Genomic DNA, 17,750 nt, shown 5'->3' with positions numbered 1-17,750 from the left:
AAGGCTGAGGTTTTGCCATTAAACTACACCCGCAAATCATTACGATTATGGGGCGGTTGAAGGGAATCGAACCCTCGAATGTCGGAACCACAATCCGATGCGTTAACCACTTCGCCACAACCGCCAAAAAATAGCGAATGGTTCAGGACAGAGTCGAACTGCCGACACATGGAGCTTCAATCCATTGCTCTACCAACTGAGCTACTGAACCATGATAATAAGTAATGGCGGTCTCGACGGGAATCGAACCCGCGATCTCCTGCGTGACAGGCAGGCGTGTTAACCGCTACACTACGAGACCTACTAAATGCTATGTATTGCGGGAGGCGGATTTGAACCACCGACCTTCGGGTTATGAGCCCGACGAGCTACCGAACTGCTCCATCCCGCGGCAATAAAAAATTAATTTCTCTAATTTGACCACTTAAATATCGTATCATTTTCACTTAGTAGATGTCAATATCAATTTTAGCAAATTTTTTACATTTACTTTATTAAGGGTTAAAAATGATTTGACATACTGAGAAAATAGTCTGTTTTTCTCAAGTACTTAATCAGTATATACAGTAGCCTAAAAATAGTCAATATATTAACAGAAGTAATTTGTGTAAAAACAAACCACAGTTAGAAAAGGGAAACTTTTGATACTAAGTGACTTTTCTAACTGTATAATTAAGTTCGTGAGAAAGCGTTTAGTTTATCATTACCAAAACAGTCACTTCTTCCAACATTATGACAATTTATCGTGTCATATACCCTTGCATTTTGTTTTGAAGTGCTGTAAATGTAGTAAAGCCCTCTTCTTCTAAAAAGTGACCACCGTGTTCTACAATTTTTAAATGGCCTCCTAATGTATCCATAAGTTTTTTTGTTTCTTGATATGAAACATATCTGTCATCCTTAGACGTCAAGCCATAAAAGTGATCTACTTTTGACTTTACATTTTCGTAATCAATATGAATACCTTCTAAATTGATATTTTCATCAATGTCTTGCGCATCTTCTTTAAATCCGGAAATACTAAAGAAACCTTCTATTTGTTGATCAAGCTGCTCTATATATTTTAATGCAGCGATTGAACCGAATCCATGTGTGACAAAGTATGTATCTTTTTGTCTAACTTCTAACTGGGCATTCATTTCAGTTAGCCAATTATTAATATTCGTATTGTCAGATGAATGTAAATTAAACAATTGAACATAATAACCTTCTAAAGTTAAGTTATGTTTTAACCATTCATACCAATGATTTTTTGCATTTCCATGAATTGAATGGATGATAATAACATCTGTCATAACATTTCCCCTTCTTTCATATTAATTAGGTTTATTGTAAATCAAAACCACTCAAAGGGCACGATCTACTCTTATAAGTGGTTGAGATTTGTTTATAATTCATGATATATTTCATCAGCAGCTTTTTTCGCTTGTGATATGCAGTCTGGAAGTCCTACTGCTTCAAATGGTGCACCGGTAATACGCAATCTCGGGTATGTTCGTTTAATATGCGATTGAATTTCATGAATATTTTTTATATGTCCAACATGGTACTGTGGCATACTTTTTTCTAAACGATTAACAATTGTAAAATCTGGTTCTCCTTTAAATGTCATCATTTTTGTCAAATCTTTCCGTGCCATTGACACTAACTCATCATCGGTATGGTCAGCTACTACTGTATCACCAGGTTTTCCAATGTAAGCACGTATTAACACTTTGCCTTCTGGCGTAGTGAAAGGCCATTTTTTTGAGGTCCATGTACAAGCCGTAATGTGCGTGTCACTGGTTCTAGCTATTACAAATCCAGTTCCATCATAGGTATTTTCAATATTGGACTCATCAAAGGCCATGACAATTGTAGCTACTGATGTAGCATCCATATGCTTAAAGTAATCAAATGCCGGATCATGACTAAACCAGTTCATGAAGGTCTGATGAGGTGTAGTCACAATAATTGCATCAAAATCAACTTTATTTTCTTCTGTAATAAGTTGATAACTTTTTTGTGACACTAAAATATCTTTAATAGGTGTATGGTATTCAATTTTTACGCCTTTTTGTTTAATAAAATCAGCCAATGCTTCAATAAACGAACTCAAACCATGTCTAAATTGTTTAAATTGTCCTTTGGGCGATCCAGGATATAATTCTCTTTTCTTGATACGTTGCTCTTTTTCATATTTCATACCTTTAATTAAACTGCCATATTGTTCTTCCCGCTCTTTAAATTCAGGAAATGTACTCATTAGACTTAATCGATCTATATCTGTACCATAAATTCCGCCAATTAATGGTTCAATAAGATGTTCAAGTACTTCATCTCCTAAACGCTGTCTAAAAAACTGGCCGACTGAAATATCGTTATTTGGCATGATGATTGGTTTTTTAAATAAATCTAAACCTGCACGTAGTTTGCCCAACGGAGAGATTAATTTTGTCTTAATAAATGGTTTTATATCTGTTGGAATCCCCATAATTGCCCCACCAGGAATTGGGTATAACTTATTCTTGGCAAAAATATAAGACTTCCCCGTTCTGTTAGTAATTAAGTCTTGTCCAAGCCCGATTTCATGTGCGATATCTGTCATTATTGTTTTGCGTCCTAAATATGATTCAGGACCCAGCTCAATCGTATAACCATCTTGACGATAGGTTTGAATTTTCCCCCCAGGACGATTTGCTGCTTCAAAAACAGTGATATCTAAATCGGCGTCTTGCTTATTTAAATAATATGCACTTGATAATCCAGTAATTCCCGCTCCAACTATCGCAATTTTTTTGCTCACTGCATTTCACGCTTCCTTTTAAAATATTGATTTAATTTCATCAACAATGGCACCAATAAATAATGGATCCACGTTCGGCATTACCGGACGATGATATGTTGCACCAATGTCATCACATACAACTTTACATTCGTAATCATTATCGTATAAAACTTCTAAATGTTCACAAACAAAACCAACTGGTGCGTAAATAAAATGTTTATAGTGATGTGCTTCATATAATTCCCGTGTTAAGTCTTGCACATCTGGTCCAAGCCAAGGTGTACCCGTGTTCCCTTCTGATTGCCACCCTTGTGCCACATGTTGAATAGCAGATTGTGTTTGTAATTGATTCATCGTATCAGTTAATTCTTGAGGATAAGGATCATTATTGCGCTCAATCAGTCCTTTAGGTAAACTATGCGCAGATACTACAAGCACAGTATCATCATGTTCGCTTTCTGGAATATTGGCTAAAGTTTCATTAATTTTTTCAGTCCAATACTGTAAAAATTTAGGTTGCTGATAATAATGTTCTACGTGATGTAATTGAATATTAAATTTATCAGCTTCTTCTTTTGCTCTTTGATTATATGATCCTACTGAAAAACTAGAATAATGAGGCGCCAATACGACTGTTACCGCTTCAGTTATCCCATCTTGATGCATTTGTTCAACAGCCTCTTCAATATATGGTGATATATGTTTTAATCCAAGATAGACTTCAAAGTCAACATTTTGATATGCCAGATTTAATGCTTCTTTAATTGCTTCAGCTTGTTTATTGGTTGTTTTTGCTAATGGTGATAAGCCACCTATAAATTCATATCTATCTTTTAAATCCTGAAGTTCAGCATCACTTGGGCGTTTACCATGGCGAATATCAGTGTAATAATCTTCAATTTCACTTTCATCATTAGGTGTACCATAAGCCATTACCAATAGACCTACTTTTTTAGACATTTTAATACCTACCTTTGTTGAATATATTTATCTTTTTGTGTAGTCATGAACAAATTGACTAACGCGTTTTAATGTATCCGGGCTTACTTCTGGAAATACACCATGACCTAAATTGAAAATATGCTTACCATACATCAATCCTTGATCCAAAATATTTTTAAGTCTTTCTTCAATCACAGGCCATGGAGCTAATAATAATGCTGGATCTAAATTACCTTGTAATGTTTTACTTATACCCATGCTCTGAGCTTGTATAATAGATATTCTCCAATCTAAACCTAAAACATCAATCGGCAAGTCATTCCATTCGTCAATCAAATGGCTCGCACCTACTCCGAAAAGTATAATGGGCACATCATGTTTCTCTTTAATTCCAGATATTAATTTCTGCATTGCTGGTTTGATGTAGTATTTATAATCCTGTACATTTAATGCCCCAACCCATGAATCGAAAATTTGAATCAATTCAGCGCCTGCTTCAACTTGCGCAACAACGTAATCTATAGAAATAGATACAAGATGATTCATTAGCGCAAACCAAGTTGCTTCATCTCGATACATCATAGCTTTCGTAAATGTGTAATTTTTTGAGGGCCCACCTTCAATCATATAAGAAGCTAGCGTGAACGGTGCCCCAGTAAATCCTATCAGTGGCACATTTAATTTTTCTTGAGTTAACAACTTAATTGTATCAAGAACATATGGAACATCTCTTTTAGGATCAATCTGTGTTAATTTGTCTACATCATTAACCGATTGGATCGGATTATGAATAACCGGCCCTATACCTGACTTAATTTCAACATCTACACCTATAGGCTTTAACGGTGTCATGATATCTTTATATAATATAGCTGCATCTGTTTGATAATTATCTACTGGTAAATGTGTAACATAAGCACATAGTTCTGGTTGATGTGTAATTTCAAACAATGAATATTTTTCCTTTAATTTGCGATATTCTGGTTGAGAACGACCAGCTTGGCGCATAAACCATACAGGTGTGTGTGTTGCTTTTTCACCCTTAATTGTATTAAGTATTGCATTATTTTTATTATGCACCTAAACGTCCCCCTATACTTAAATCATTCTTTTCAATAATACCATATTGTCGTTTGTTACCATATTTTTGAGCTTAAATGTCATAAAAATGACAAAGCACAATTTTTAACATACACTATAAATATTGAACGTAACGTATATACATTCATTCATCTAGCAATCTACACTCAAAACGCTTATAATAAAGGCAATAAGGAGGTTTTGACCATGAAAATATATACAACTTATGGCACATATGGCTTTCTAAATCAAATCAGAATTAACAATGAAGACCGTCAATTATTTGTATTCTCTACTGCTGATAATTCAGTTATTATCGAAGAGTCTTCTAATCCTTCTATTTTAAAACATCCAACAACGTATGAGACAATAACAGCATATAATGAATTAAATAGTAACCATTTTTATTCTGCTATTTTTATACCTACTGCAGAAAACTATGCTTATCAATTAGAGAAAAAACTCGCTCAATTAACATTAGATTTTTCATCTTTTGGAGGATTTAAAAGTTATCGCTTTTTAAAGCCAGTTGAAGGCACTACTTATAAAATTTACTTTGGTTTTGCCGATAGACAATCGTATGAAGATTTTAAAACATCAGAATTGTTTCAACAACATTTTTCTAAATCAGCATTAAGCCAATTTTTTGGTGCAAGTAGTCAACATTCTAGCTACTTTGAGCGTTATTTATATCCAGTTAAAGATTAATAAAATATTAAAAAAGCATTGCTAAGTATCACGTTTATCCATGTACTTAGTAATGCTTTTTTTCAATCTCTTAATAATGTTTCTTGGTATTTTAATTTTTTAATAGTGCTACGTATTGTTAGCCAACCTACAAGGAAAAAGACAATGATACCGAAGAAAAACTGCAGATAAAGATACACAAAGGTGATTGAAAAGATCAAACCAATCACCAACATTAACCGATAAAGAAACTGTTCATATCCTCGGATTACAAATGTATCGGGTACTGGCCATACTTGTGGCCATAAACCATATGCTTGTTGCGTATAAAATTGAGACATTTGTAACAACGTAATATACATAAATAAGCAACCGATGACAATGGTAACAAAAGGATTCGCTAACCATATCATTAAGATTAATGCGATAATAATTAATCGTAAAATAATATTAAATGCATCTTTTCCTCTAACAAAACTCCGTGTAAATAGAAATAAATACATATTTTTAGCATTGAAACGTGTAGCTTTTGGTGTAACCAACAATGGATCAAGATATCTACGACGCACGGCAGTCTCTTTTAAATGTTTAACGTCAGTAAACATATTAACAAATTTATAATAATTAGTATGATGACGTTGCTCAATACGAATCATTCTCTCCCAAGGGAATAAAGATACCGCATTTTGCTTTTTCAAAACTATATAGCTAACTACTATTAAAAGAGTAAGAAGTAACCCTAAATAATTATTTAATCCTAACACAAGTTCATAGCCTAAAATATTAATTATGACTAAAAGAGTGTTAATCGTCCAAGATGATTTTTGACCTAAGTACCATTGCCAGCGTATATATAATCCTAAGTAAGAATGTAAAAAGACCATTCCTACAAAAATCAAATAATTTAAAATAGAAAAATGTGGTAATTTAGAAAATAATGGATAAAGTACCACTAGAATGATTAACTGCAACGCTATACGATTATAGAAACTGTAATTTAAACTTAGACGCACATATGTTTTCATGTGCTGTTCAAATGGTAATAAAAATAATTCATCCGCTTGTTTCAATAGTGTACGAATTGGAAAAATAGAAGTGATAGCAACAATAAAGCTTGTAATCAGTGCATAATCTATGTGTTGTGGTATATGGCGTAACCATTGTCCATACCCCATGATAAAAGCACCTAAAAGAATTAATAGAAAAACTGAAAAGTGACCATTGAATATAAATTTATTATAATAGTTTTTTTCCTTGCGAATTGCGATTTTTCTCTGTTTAAATAAAGCGACTTCAGGTTTTATGGTCATTCTAATTGGCCACCTTGAGTAACATGGATATAAATCTCATCTAATGTTTGATGATGAAGACCTGTTTGTTCTCGCAATTCATCTAAATTACCAAACGCAACAATTTTGCCTTTATCTAAAATAATAAATCGATCACAATATCGTTCTGCTGTTGCTAATATATGCGTACTCATTAACACGGTACGATTTTCTTTTTTCTTTTCTACCATCAAATCAAGCATAGACTGAATACCTAAAGGATCCAAACCTAAAAATGGTTCATCAATAATATATAATTCTGGATCAACAATAAAAGCGCATATTATCATAACTTTTTGCTTCATACCTTTAGAAAAATGACTAGGGAAAATGTCTAACTCTTTTTCAAGACGGAATGACTTTAATAATGGTTCTGCACGTCTCATTGCTTCTTCATTCGATATGCCATAAGCCATTGCAGTCATTTCAATATGTTCTTTTAAAGTTAATTCCTCATAAATAATGGGCGATTCAGGAATATAGGATAATTTTTGTCTATATGATTCAATATCATCATTTATATTTGTATTTGAAATTGATAATGCGCCTTGCATTGGTGTTAGTAAGCCAAGCATGTGTTTAATCGTAGTACTTTTACCAGCACCATTTAAGCCAATTAAACCTACAATTTCTCCTTTTTGCAATTCAAAAGTTATATCTGAAATGACAGGCCGTTTTCCATAACCACCTGTTAAATGCTCTACTTTAACTGTCATATCGCACCTCCACGCAACTATTGTACCAAAAATCATCATTCTAGCCTAAAATTACAACTATGTTAAAGACGAAAAATTTTGATAGGAATGATATAATATTAACAAATGTACGACTAAAGGAGTGGATTTTAATGTCAGAAACAATTTTTAGTAAAATTTTATCTGGAGATATTCCGAGCTATAAAGTTTATGAAGATGACTATGTATATGCATTTTTAGATATTTCACAAGTAACTAAGGGACATACGCTACTCATTCCTAAAAAGGCTTCTGCTAATATTTTTGAAACTGATGCTGAAACAATGCAACATATTGGTGTTGCCTTACCTAAAGTAGCAAATGCTATCAAGAAAGCTTTTAATCCTGATGGTTTAAATATCATTCAAAATAATGGAGCGTTTGCTGACCAATCTGTCTTTCATCTGCATTTCCACCTATTACCAAGATATAAAGATGATGTCGATGGCTTCGGCTATCATTGGGAAACTCATGAAGACCTCATCGATGATCGTGCTAAAGAAGATATTGCAAAGCAAATTCAGTCTCAATTTTAACGTTAGTGCATACATCACGGACTTCCAGGGTATAAACTAAGTAATTCATTAAAAAGCGAGGAGACATATTTTATGAAAGCAACACGTATAATATTTGGCCTAGGTGTTGGAATAGCTGCCGGCGTAGCTGTTACATTTCTCAACCGTGACAATCAAAGCGTAAAAAATGCAACGATTGATGCGAAAGAGCCTACAGGTACAAATTCAGAGTTGGAACGTGAAATTGAAAATTTAAAGCATAATGTCTACAATGTGATAGACTATACGAAGCAAATAAAAAATGAAAGCACTGCTTATGCTTCTTCAATTGGTGATGAAATTAAATCTTTAATTGGTAACTTTAAAGCAGATATTAATCCAAATATTGAACAGTTACAATCGCATATTGAAAATTTACAAAATCGCGGTCAACAAATAAGCGAAGAATTATCAAGTGATAAAAATTAATAAATAGTTATGTTTAATTTATACGCGTTTGGAACATAATTATATTTTAGGCTCTGAGTTCTATATTGGCAGTAGTTGACTGGATTGAAAATACGCTAAATACCAGCTTTTTTCAATCCTAGTCAACCTTGCCGGGGCGGGACTACGAATTCATTATGAATTCTGTCCCGCTCCCTTTTTATTTCAATTATTTACAAACTGAATTTCGAATTTAAATCACTAATTAAGTGTCATTTAATTTATACTCCATTTCACTACACTACTACTTGACTAAGCCTAACTTTAGATAGATAATACATGACATATGATAAAGGAGGCAGACTAATGTTTTTATGTAAGAGACAAATAGATATTCATTCAAGATTTGGATTACCAAGAATTGCATTTTTAAGCTTTGTCTCTACCATTATCATGTTTTTAATTTGTTATGAAATTATGTATTATTTCTCTAATACGCCTCTTTCCGATCATTATTTTCCAATATTGTTATGTGCTGTTATTGCATTATACCCTATTCATAAATGTATTCATTTACTGTTTTTTATATCGTACTACAAATCATTTAAAATCCATCAACTTTCTAAATCCAGATGGTTACCTTTTTTCAATATATATGTTAGTCAACCCATTAATAAATATTATTTTTGTTTAAATTTATTATTACCTTTTATTATCATAACTGGTATTTTTATTCGATTAATTATGAGTCACCCTGAATTTGGTCACTATTTTGTTTTTTTAATTGCTTTAAATTTTGGTTATTCCATTACTGATTTTTTATATTTAAAACTCATTTTATTTTCAAATTATGGCAATTATATTGAAGAACATCAGTCTGGGATTAATATTTTAACTAAAGCTACTAATAAATATGTTAAATAATATACTTTAAATTCTATCAAATAAATTAGCATAACCAATGATACAAAGTATAGTCGCTAAAGAAGCCGGTAAATGAAGTTACAAAAACGCATTTACTGGCTTTTTTCTAGAAATCATACTTCCTTCTTTTTGTATTGAGCTTACCTATCATTCTAAAGTATATTTCGCACCCTTACATCATTTTAATAACCGCATAAAAATTAATAATGTAGTCAATATACACCTAGTACTTTGGTCCTATCTGGCACAAAGTTAATTGGTCCTGCTTAAAAAGTGTGTTATATTAACTTTGTTATATTAACCAAAGGAGAATTCGACTATGAAGATTATGAATAGAATTATTATTCCAGTTACTGCAAGTGCATTATTACTTGGTGCTTGTGGTTCAAATGCTGCAGACTCAAAAGACAACACCCTCATGTCATCAAAAGCTGGTGACGTCAAAGTTGCTGACGTTATGAAAAAAATTGGTAATGAACAAATCGCTAACACTTCATTTAGTATAATGTTAAATAAAATATTAGAAGATAAATATAAAGATAAAGTTGATACAAAAGATATAGACGATGAAATTAAACAAGAACAAAAAAAATATGGTGGTAAAGATCAATTTGAAAGTACATTAAAGCAACAAGGAATGTCACTAGACGATTATAAACAACAGAAAAAATTAGCTGCCTATCAAAAACAATTACTGGCAGATAAAATTAAAGTTTCTGATAAAGATGTAAAAGACAATTCTAAAAAAGCATCTCACATTTTAATAAAAGTTAAATCTAAAGATAGTGATAAAGAAGGCTTATCTGATAAAAAAGCAAAAGAAAAAGCTGAAGAAATTCAAAAGCAAGTTGAAAAGGATCCAAGTAAATTCGGTGAAATTGCGAAAAAAGAATCAATGGATTCTTCAAGTGCCAAAAAAGATGGTTCTCTAGGATATGTTATTAAAGGTCAAATGGTTGATGAATTCGAAAAAGCATTATTTGACTTAAAAGAAGGAAAAGTTTCCAAAGTTATCAAAACTGATTATGGCTATCATATTATTAAAGCTGATAAGGAATCAGATTTCAATAGTGAGAAAGCTAATATAAAAGAAAAAATGATAGAACAAAAAGTTCAAAAAAATCCTAAGTTATTAACAGATGCTTATAAAGATTTACTAAATCAATACAAAGTTGATTATAAAGATCGAGATCTTAAAAAAGTAGTTGAGGATCAAATTTTAAATCCAGATAAAATCAAGCAACAACAACAAGCTCAATCAGGCGGCAGTGCTGCAGGATTACAATAATTGGGTATGTCTTAAAATATAAAATAATAAGTTGAGAGATAAAGTTCTCTAACTACATTAATAAAGCGTACAGGACATCATTATGTTTCAAGCTATGAACTAAATATTGGCAGTAGTTGACTAGATTGAAAATACGATTATACTAAGCTTTTTTCAATTCTAGTCAACCTTGCCGAGGCGGAACAACGAATTCAAAATGAATTCTGTTCCGCCCTTTTTTTCTTTAAACGAAATGATTTTGCCAATTGAATAAGCTACCATTTTCCTATATTTAATGCCATGTGGACAAATATTAACGCTTGTTTGACTTCGAGCATGTCTAAAACTAATATTTGATTTAATAACATTTTTGTCATGTCTTGCTGAATTTAAGTTAAAATTCTCATTGGCAGATACGTAAATCTTATTTTTATTCTTATACATAAGCGAACTCATCATCATATTTTAGCGAGGTTTATTAAATCATACGAAACAATCTTATTTTTAAAGTATGCGAGAGCTATTTACATTGAAGATATTCACCTTATCTTGCTCTGAAAAATAGTTAGATTCACTAATGTTTTTTTGCATTTTAGCAATCCAACTATCCGGTGCATAATGTGCATCTGAACCAAATAAAATATGAGAAATATCGGTTACTTCTTTTAAACTAGCAAAAGTCGATTCTCCAGTTGATAATGCTGTATCATAATAAAATTGACCAATATAGTAATTTGCTGGTTTTGTTAATGATGACCAACCAGAAAGTGCATGCTTATATGTTTTAAACAAGTGTCCATATTGAATAGGATGTTGTAGAATCGATTTAACAATTTCTTTTTTACTACTTGTTATAAAGGATTTTAAACGTTGTGCAGGTGCTTCCATAATATATTTTTCGGTGTTTACTGCTTCACTAATACGCCAATTAATATATGGCAGCGTACCTCCAGAATGGGCAAGTATAAATTTAATATTTGAATAGCGTTCCACTGTACCACTTAAAATCAAATTCGTAGCCGCTCTAGTGGTATTAAATGTAAATTCCTCAAGAAAATCGGCAAATACATATTGTGGCTTTTTAAATTGCTTAGGTGATGAACTCGGATGCACAAATACTATGCCCTTTCTATCATTGATTACGCGCATTACATCATCAAAACAATCATCGCCTAAAAAGGATTCATTGTAATTTGATAGTAAGCCTACACCGTCTAATTTTAAGACATCTAATGCATATTTAATTTCTTTAATTGACTCTTTAACAAATGGCAAAGGAATCAGGGCAAAACTCTTAAATTTATCTGGATATTGTTGTTTTAATTCTGCTTGATATTCATTAACTGCACGTGCTACCTTTGATGCTTGTTTTCTTGAAAATGGTAAAGTTGCTGGCTCTGAAATTGAAGTTACAGCTATGTCGATATGCAATTTATCCATCATGTCAAAACTATCCTGAGGAGTCCAATCTTTTATTGGATACCCACCAGACATTGTTATACCAATTTTCTTGAGTGACTTTTTATACAGTGGAGGAATAATATGATGATGAATATCAATTATTTTTTCACTTTCATTCATAAACATTTCCTTCTTTCTATAAATCTTATGAATTTATCATTAAAACACAGCGATGAATTTCTTAGATAGCGCTATTTCAAACCTAAAATAGCACAAATATAAATTAATGTCTTGTCATATTTTGTCTATTTTCCTTTTAAATAAATATATTAATAAGTTTTGTTGTTTATATGTAATTTAATAAACAATCAACTATCGGATATGTGTATTTAATGTAATTAAAAAACCAAGCTTTTTACACCATGTAATAATTAAAAAAATCATTACAAAATGTAGAGCTTGGTTAAAAAATTAATTACAGTGATTCTGGATTATAAAATTGTCTATTTTCAAGTCCAAAAATACGTTCCGTAAACTGACCTTTATCAGTTTTCTTAAATGCTTTTTCAAACATATTCATTTTAGCATCAATATTATCAATAAAGAATAAGATTTCTGCTTCTTTTAAATGTGGTAATTTTGGTGAACCAAATTCCATTTTACCGTGATGTGCTAAAATCATATGTCTTAATAACATTACTTCTTCTCCATCGATACCGAGTTCTCTCGCAGCCTCAGCCACTTCATCACTTGCTATAGAAATATGGCCTAATAAATTCCCTTCAATAGTGTAAGTTGTTGCTACTGGACCACTTAGTTCTCTTACCTTACCTATATCATGTAAAATAATTGCACTATATAATAAGCTACGATTAAGTAATGGATAAATATCACAAATCTCTTTAGCAATGCGCAACATGGTTAAGACATGATAACTCAAGCCACTAGCGAAATTATGATGATGTGAGCTCGCAGCTGGAAATGTGAAAAACTGATCTTGATATTTTTTGATTAAATATCGCGTAATACGTTGTAGGTTTGCATTTTCAATATCTAACATAAAATGTGAAATTTCTTCTTTAATTTCATCTGGTGTCATCGGTGCACCATCAACAAAATCTTGTGTTTTCAAACCATCCTCTGCTGTTGCTAAACGAAATTGGTTTACTTTCATTTGTTTACGCCCACGGTAATTAATCACATCGCCTTTGACTTTAATAATTTCTTCAGGCTTAAGTAATTGCATATCATCTTTAGTTACCGTCCAAAGTTTCGCTTCAATATCGCCACTCTTATCTTGTAGAAATAAGGTCATATAATCCTTACCTTGAGCTGTCACACCTTGTGTCGCTCTATGAATAAGAAAAAAATGATTAACAGAGTCCCCCGGATTTAAATTTTCTACATTTCTCATTATTTACCGCCTTCCTCCAGTTTGTTCAACACAAGCATTTCTTTAGATGGCACAATTTGATCTTTGGTACAAGTGAAGTAAAGAACTTGATGATTTTCTGCTAAATCTCTTAAATAATTCAGCATTATACGTTTTCTTTTTTTATCAAAATGTACAAATGCATCATCCACAATAATTGGCAAATGATAATATGGCTTTAAAACTTTTATCAAACTAAGGCGTAATGAAATATATAGTATTTCTTTTGTTGATTGGCTTAACTCCATAGGTTCAAATACTTGACCGTTATGGTGTTTAACCATAATCTTGTCATCTGCATAGGTAATTTGTACGTATGCCGCATTGGTTAATTTATTAAAAATATTTGTAGCCTCTTTTATTACTTGAGGTAAGCGTTTGTCTTTAATTTGCTTAATATGTTCATTTACCAAAGCTTGTAAATAGCTTAGGCTTGCCCAATCCTTGGCAATTTCATTCATTTGATTTTTTAAGCTATGATATTCATGACGTAAATCTGACAGCGTACTATCTGTTTCCATATGCTTAATTTGAGCAGTTAAATCACTAACTTCCTGCTGTTTGGCAAGAAATTGTTCGTTATAATCATCTACTTGTTTTGCTAACACTTGATCTTCTTTATCTAGTTGTGCCGTTGTTTTTTTGCTTAAAGCTGAACTATCTTCATATGAGTAATTTTGATTTTCAAGATATTTTGTTAAATCATTGAATCTTGCTAAATTTTGTTGATAAGTTTGATATGCCTTATGGTGTGCATAATAACTTTCTTCATCATTGACACCTATAAAATTAAATAATGTATCAATCGTTGCCGTATTTTCTGCTAAATTTGCATGAAGTTGTGTTAATTCATTATTTAACAGTGTTATTTGTTTATTTAATTCTGCTTTACGTTGACGATTTGATTCTGAAGTTGAAATCCAATCTTTTAAATCATCAAAGAATGAAGAACGATTAAAGCGTTCGATTTCTGGTTGCACCGTGCTCTTAGCTTGTTCATAAAACGAAGTAATCTTATCATTCAAATGATTATAATCTTGTTGTAATGTCTGAAGTAATTTATCGTCTGATTTAATAGTATTTATTGTTTTAATACTATCTAATAATAAGTCATCTGACATTTTAGTTGGTAAGAACAATGATTGTTTAACTTCGTTAATATCGTGTTCATGACGATCTAATTGTTGATGTGAACTTGAAAGTTTATCTTGCTGATGTTTCATTTTTTCATCAATGATAGTTTTATTTTTTAATGCGTTTTGCCATTGGTCACGCAGTTGATATTGTTCTTCTAGATCGAAATCTAAATCGTAATCATTTTCTAAATAGTTTAATTGCTGCTCTAAATCTTGAATCTCAATACCAATAGTTTCACTATAATCAACCGTTTTGGCCTTCGCTAAAAATATACCCACGATAAAAATAAGCGTTAATACTGCAAATACTACAGTAAATATCATATTCTGTGTCATAAATGAAAATACTGCTAAGGCTATACCAACAATTGCTAATAATACAAAGCTAAATCTTAACCACTGTTGACGCTTGATTTTATTGGCTTTTTCATTTTCAAAAGTATCCTTTAATTTTTGATACAAATTTTCTTTTTCATTGAGTTCTAACTTTTGTTGATTATATTGTTTTTTCTTTGCAAGTGCATCTTCAGAAATTAAATCTTGCTCTAAAGCCTCAATCTCTTTCACTAATGCAGTTTGCTCTATTGTATTTTCATCTATTAGACGCGTTAAATGTTGTTGCTGTATTTGTTCTTCCTGACGTGCTTTGATTAAATAGCTAGCATAGCTCTTAGCCGCTTCAGAGGTATCCGTATCATGATGAATTTCTTGCCATCCAACACTTGTCTTATGTTCTTGCTGCGCATGTTGTTTTTCTGATATTTCTTTAGCACGTGCATTCAGTTCAATTTCACTTTGCTTAATATCGCTTTCTTCTCTATATATCTGCTTAAATTGTTCTATTGTATCGTCATTCGGCACTGACAATTGTTTATTCTCTTTAGTAAGTTGCTTTAGGGCTTCTTCCTTTAAGCCAATCTCTTGTTCTAATGTTTGCTTATATCCTTTAGCTGCTTCATATCTATCAATACCTTGTTCTGGGAAAGTAAGCGGCTCGATATTTAATTTGCCTTCTAACTCTTTCCATTCTTGTGTTTGTTCATGTAGAGCCACTTCTTTTTGTTTCGCAGCATGCATCGAAGAAAGCTGACTTAAATTGTCTTTTAAGTGTGCAAGATGACGTGACGACTTATCTTTATCATCAACATAGCGATGGTAATCAGTAAGTTTTGCTTCTTCATCTCGAATTTGAGCTTCCAACCCTTTTAATTGTGCCAATTGCTGATTTAAAATTGGATTTTTTCCCGATTTTTTATATAATTCTTCTTTCTTTTGACTGATAACCTCACCCATATGACCAAATTCTGTCGAGCCGAGCGCACCAGCTTCTAATAAATAACTTTGTAGTTGTGTCTCATTTAAATTACGATGAATATCTTGAAGTCCTAAAACGTCAAATGAGAAAATACCTTGGTATGTTTTTTTATTAATATGATTAAGCTTTGCATTGAGCCACGCTTCATCTTTAATAGTTCCATTTTCTAAAAATACTTTCACATCACCCTGAGCGCGTCCCTTAACTCGTTCAACTTCAATTGTAGAATTATCATCTAAAATTAATGCCAATTTACCACCATATTGATTGCCTAATCGTGGCTCTAAACGGGGTTCCTTTTCTTTTTTAGTAGGAAAACCAAATAATATCGAATGTATAAATGCTTGAATCGTTGATTTACCCGCTTCATTCTCACCATATATTTCAGTAAATGCTCGATTAAATTCAATCTTACGGTGTACAAATTGTCCATATCCATATATTTCTAATGATTTAATTATCAAGATTGTCACCTCTCATCTCTGCTTTTAGTATATCTTCAGCACGATTTACTAAATCTTCTTTATTAAATCCAGTATAATCATCCAAATATTTAGATGTTTTAGCATTCAAATATAAATCGCTCATTGCATCTTCATAAATTGTACTATCTTTTAATAAATCGCTAGAAAATTCTTTAATTAATGGGGTGTCATCATTTTGGAGATAATTAAAATTCAAATCTTCAACCATAACAAAGTTTGTTTCATTTTCCTCATAGTCTTGTACCATTTCTTTAATTTGTACAATATCTTGGGATGATAACGTGATATCACTATCTATGTTTACAGTTAAACGATAAAATGCTTTACCTTCAGATCTAACATCCTCTTTAAATTTTTGAATAACATCAAAAATCCCTTGTTTTGAAAATTGTTTCGTCGTAATTGTAGCTTCATCAAAACGAATAAATTGTGTTGGTATGAAGCGTGTTGTCAGTTTTAAATGATCACCTTCTACAAGTAAACATCCTTTTTGTCCCTGTTCATTAAAATGTCGACCTTGTATGTTACCAGCATAGTAAATTTGAGGCATGTCACTCAATTGTTGTCTTTCGTGAATATGACCTAGTGCCCAATAATGATAGAGTTTTTCTTTTAAATTCTCTAAAATAAATTCGGTATATCGATCATTGGTTGCTGTTTTACTGTAAGTCCCATGTAAAATACCAATGTGTATGCCATCCTTTCCTAGACTTGAAGGATAATCATCGATTTTATTTTCATAACTTTCATTATTTTGATAACTGAATCCATGTAAATAAACCGTTTCACCATCTTTTGTAATCGCTTGATAAGTTTCAACTTTATTAGAAAATACAGACACATTGTCTGGCCATTCTGAAGTAATATTAGCACTTAGTGGATCATGGTTGCCGTGACAAATATATACAAATATTTGCTCACGTTCTAAACGCTTAAATTGCTCTCTCAAAAATACTTCAGCTTTTAACGTTCTATTATTACTATCAAACAAATCCCCTGCAATAAGAACGAAATCAACTTCTTCTTTTAAAGCAATATCGACAATTTTTTTGAAACTTTCATATGCACTTTTTTGCACATCCTCAAATATTTTTGAACTTAAATGGCTCTTTGATTTAAAAGGGCTATCTAGATGCAAATCCGCACAGTGAATAAATTTTATCATTTGCATGTATCTCCTTAATTAAGGTAGTTATGTATTACTTTATTTTATCATAAATTGAACATGACAGTCGATTGCAAGACAAGCTAACAGTAATAATTTCCTTATCATCTATAAAAAAACTTCTCGAAGTTTGTATTATCTTCGAG

The 17,750-nt window shown here is 31.8% G+C and carries 15 protein-coding genes and 4 tRNA genes; 5 read left to right on the top strand and 14 right to left on the bottom strand.

Going from position 1 to position 17,750, the window contains the following annotated elements:
* Positions 1-48: 48 nt before the first annotated feature.
* The 8 genes from HMPREF3267_RS11530 to hemE form a co-directional block, all read right to left on the bottom strand.
* Positions 49-124 (bottom strand) — tRNA-His (locus HMPREF3267_RS11530).
* Positions 125-138: 14 nt separating this feature from the next.
* Positions 139-211: transfer RNA gene (locus tag HMPREF3267_RS11525), tRNA-Phe, on the bottom strand.
* Positions 212-225: 14 nt separating this feature from the next.
* Positions 226-301: transfer RNA gene (locus HMPREF3267_RS11520), tRNA-Asp, on the bottom strand.
* A 16-nt stretch (positions 302-317) separates the two neighbouring features.
* Positions 318-391 (bottom strand) — tRNA-Met (locus HMPREF3267_RS11515).
* 349 nt (positions 392-740) lie between these two features.
* Positions 741-1,295, bottom strand: coding sequence for an RBBP9/YdeN family alpha/beta hydrolase (locus HMPREF3267_RS11510; protein ID WP_002458782.1), 555 nt, complete (start codon positions 1,293-1,295; stop codon positions 741-743).
* Between the two features lie 92 nt (positions 1,296-1,387).
* On the bottom strand, positions 1,388-2,785 hold the full coding sequence (gene hemY, locus HMPREF3267_RS11505; RefSeq protein ID WP_002492626.1) for a protoporphyrinogen oxidase: 1,398 nt from the start codon (positions 2,783-2,785) through the stop codon (positions 1,388-1,390).
* An 18-nt stretch (positions 2,786-2,803) separates the two neighbouring features.
* The gene (gene hemH / locus HMPREF3267_RS11500; protein ID WP_002492631.1) at positions 2,804-3,727 is read right to left on the bottom strand and encodes a ferrochelatase; all 924 of its coding nucleotides are present in this window, start codon (positions 3,725-3,727) and stop codon (positions 2,804-2,806) included.
* A gap of 27 nt (positions 3,728-3,754) precedes the next feature.
* Positions 3,755-4,789 carry a uroporphyrinogen decarboxylase gene (hemE, locus tag HMPREF3267_RS11495; protein ID WP_062077798.1) on the bottom strand — a complete coding sequence of 345 codons (1,035 nt, stop codon included), beginning with the start codon at positions 4,787-4,789 and terminating at the stop codon, positions 3,755-3,757.
* A 207-nt stretch (positions 4,790-4,996) separates the two neighbouring features.
* On the opposite strand from hemE, the gene HMPREF3267_RS11490 reads away from it, so the two are divergent.
* Positions 4,997-5,497 carry a hypothetical protein gene (locus HMPREF3267_RS11490; protein ID WP_002458778.1) on the top strand — a complete coding sequence of 167 codons (501 nt, stop codon included), beginning with the start codon at positions 4,997-4,999 and terminating at the stop codon, positions 5,495-5,497.
* A 62-nt stretch (positions 5,498-5,559) separates the two neighbouring features.
* On the opposite strand, the gene HMPREF3267_RS11485 is transcribed toward HMPREF3267_RS11490, so the two are convergent.
* Together HMPREF3267_RS11485 and HMPREF3267_RS11480 are read right to left on the bottom strand one after the other, a co-directional pair.
* Complete coding sequence (locus tag HMPREF3267_RS11485) at positions 5,560-6,786, bottom strand: ABC transporter permease EcsB (RefSeq protein ID WP_062077800.1); 1,227 nt, start codon at positions 6,784-6,786, stop codon at positions 5,560-5,562.
* Positions 6,783-7,520 (bottom strand): ABC transporter ATP-binding protein EcsA, encoded by a 738-nt coding sequence (locus HMPREF3267_RS11480; RefSeq protein WP_002477990.1) that lies wholly within the window; start codon positions 7,518-7,520, stop codon positions 6,783-6,785. Before HMPREF3267_RS11480 ends, HMPREF3267_RS11485 begins: the two co-directional genes overlap by 4 nt.
* A 131-nt stretch (positions 7,521-7,651) precedes the next feature.
* Here HMPREF3267_RS11480 and HMPREF3267_RS11475 point away from each other — a divergent pair, with 131 nt between their 5' ends.
* From HMPREF3267_RS11475 to HMPREF3267_RS11460, 4 genes are all read left to right on the top strand, one after another.
* Positions 7,652-8,074, top strand: a complete 423-nt coding sequence (locus HMPREF3267_RS11475) for an HIT family protein (RefSeq protein ID WP_002492637.1) — start codon at positions 7,652-7,654, stop codon at positions 8,072-8,074.
* A gap of 72 nt (positions 8,075-8,146) precedes the next feature.
* On the top strand, positions 8,147-8,521 hold the full coding sequence (locus tag HMPREF3267_RS11470) for a YtxH domain-containing protein (RefSeq protein ID WP_002458774.1): 375 nt from the start codon (positions 8,147-8,149) through the stop codon (positions 8,519-8,521).
* A gap of 324 nt (positions 8,522-8,845) precedes the next feature.
* Complete coding sequence (locus HMPREF3267_RS11465) at positions 8,846-9,403, top strand: DUF3267 domain-containing protein (RefSeq protein WP_002477987.1); 558 nt, start codon at positions 8,846-8,848, stop codon at positions 9,401-9,403.
* 319 nt (positions 9,404-9,722) lie between these two features.
* Complete coding sequence (locus HMPREF3267_RS11460) at positions 9,723-10,691, top strand: peptidylprolyl isomerase PrsA (RefSeq protein ID WP_062077802.1); 969 nt, start codon at positions 9,723-9,725, stop codon at positions 10,689-10,691.
* Between the two features lie 483 nt (positions 10,692-11,174).
* On the opposite strand, the gene HMPREF3267_RS11450 is transcribed toward HMPREF3267_RS11460, so the two are convergent.
* From HMPREF3267_RS11450 to HMPREF3267_RS11435, 4 genes are all read right to left on the bottom strand, one after another.
* Entirely contained in the window at positions 11,175-12,251 is a 1,077-nt protein-coding gene (locus tag HMPREF3267_RS11450) for an amidohydrolase family protein (RefSeq protein WP_062077804.1), read from the bottom strand.
* Between the two features lie 295 nt (positions 12,252-12,546).
* The gene (yhaM, locus tag HMPREF3267_RS11445; protein WP_037545563.1) at positions 12,547-13,485 is read right to left on the bottom strand and encodes a 3'-5' exoribonuclease YhaM; all 939 of its coding nucleotides are present in this window, start codon (positions 13,483-13,485) and stop codon (positions 12,547-12,549) included.
* The gene (locus HMPREF3267_RS11440) at positions 13,485-16,418 is read right to left on the bottom strand and encodes an ATP-binding protein (protein WP_062077806.1); all 2,934 of its coding nucleotides are present in this window, start codon (positions 16,416-16,418) and stop codon (positions 13,485-13,487) included. Before HMPREF3267_RS11440 ends, yhaM begins: the two co-directional genes overlap by 1 nt.
* Complete coding sequence (locus tag HMPREF3267_RS11435; RefSeq protein ID WP_062077808.1) at positions 16,408-17,604, bottom strand: metallophosphoesterase family protein; 1,197 nt, start codon at positions 17,602-17,604, stop codon at positions 16,408-16,410. Before HMPREF3267_RS11435 ends, HMPREF3267_RS11440 begins: the two co-directional genes overlap by 11 nt.
* Between the last annotated feature and the right edge of the window lie 146 nt (positions 17,605-17,750).

The organism is Staphylococcus sp. HMSC62D11, from assembly GCF_001839145.1.
GTDB lineage: Bacteria > Bacillota > Bacilli > Staphylococcales > Staphylococcaceae > Staphylococcus > Staphylococcus lugdunensis.
This window is presented reverse-complemented; position numbering and strand designations above follow the sequence as displayed.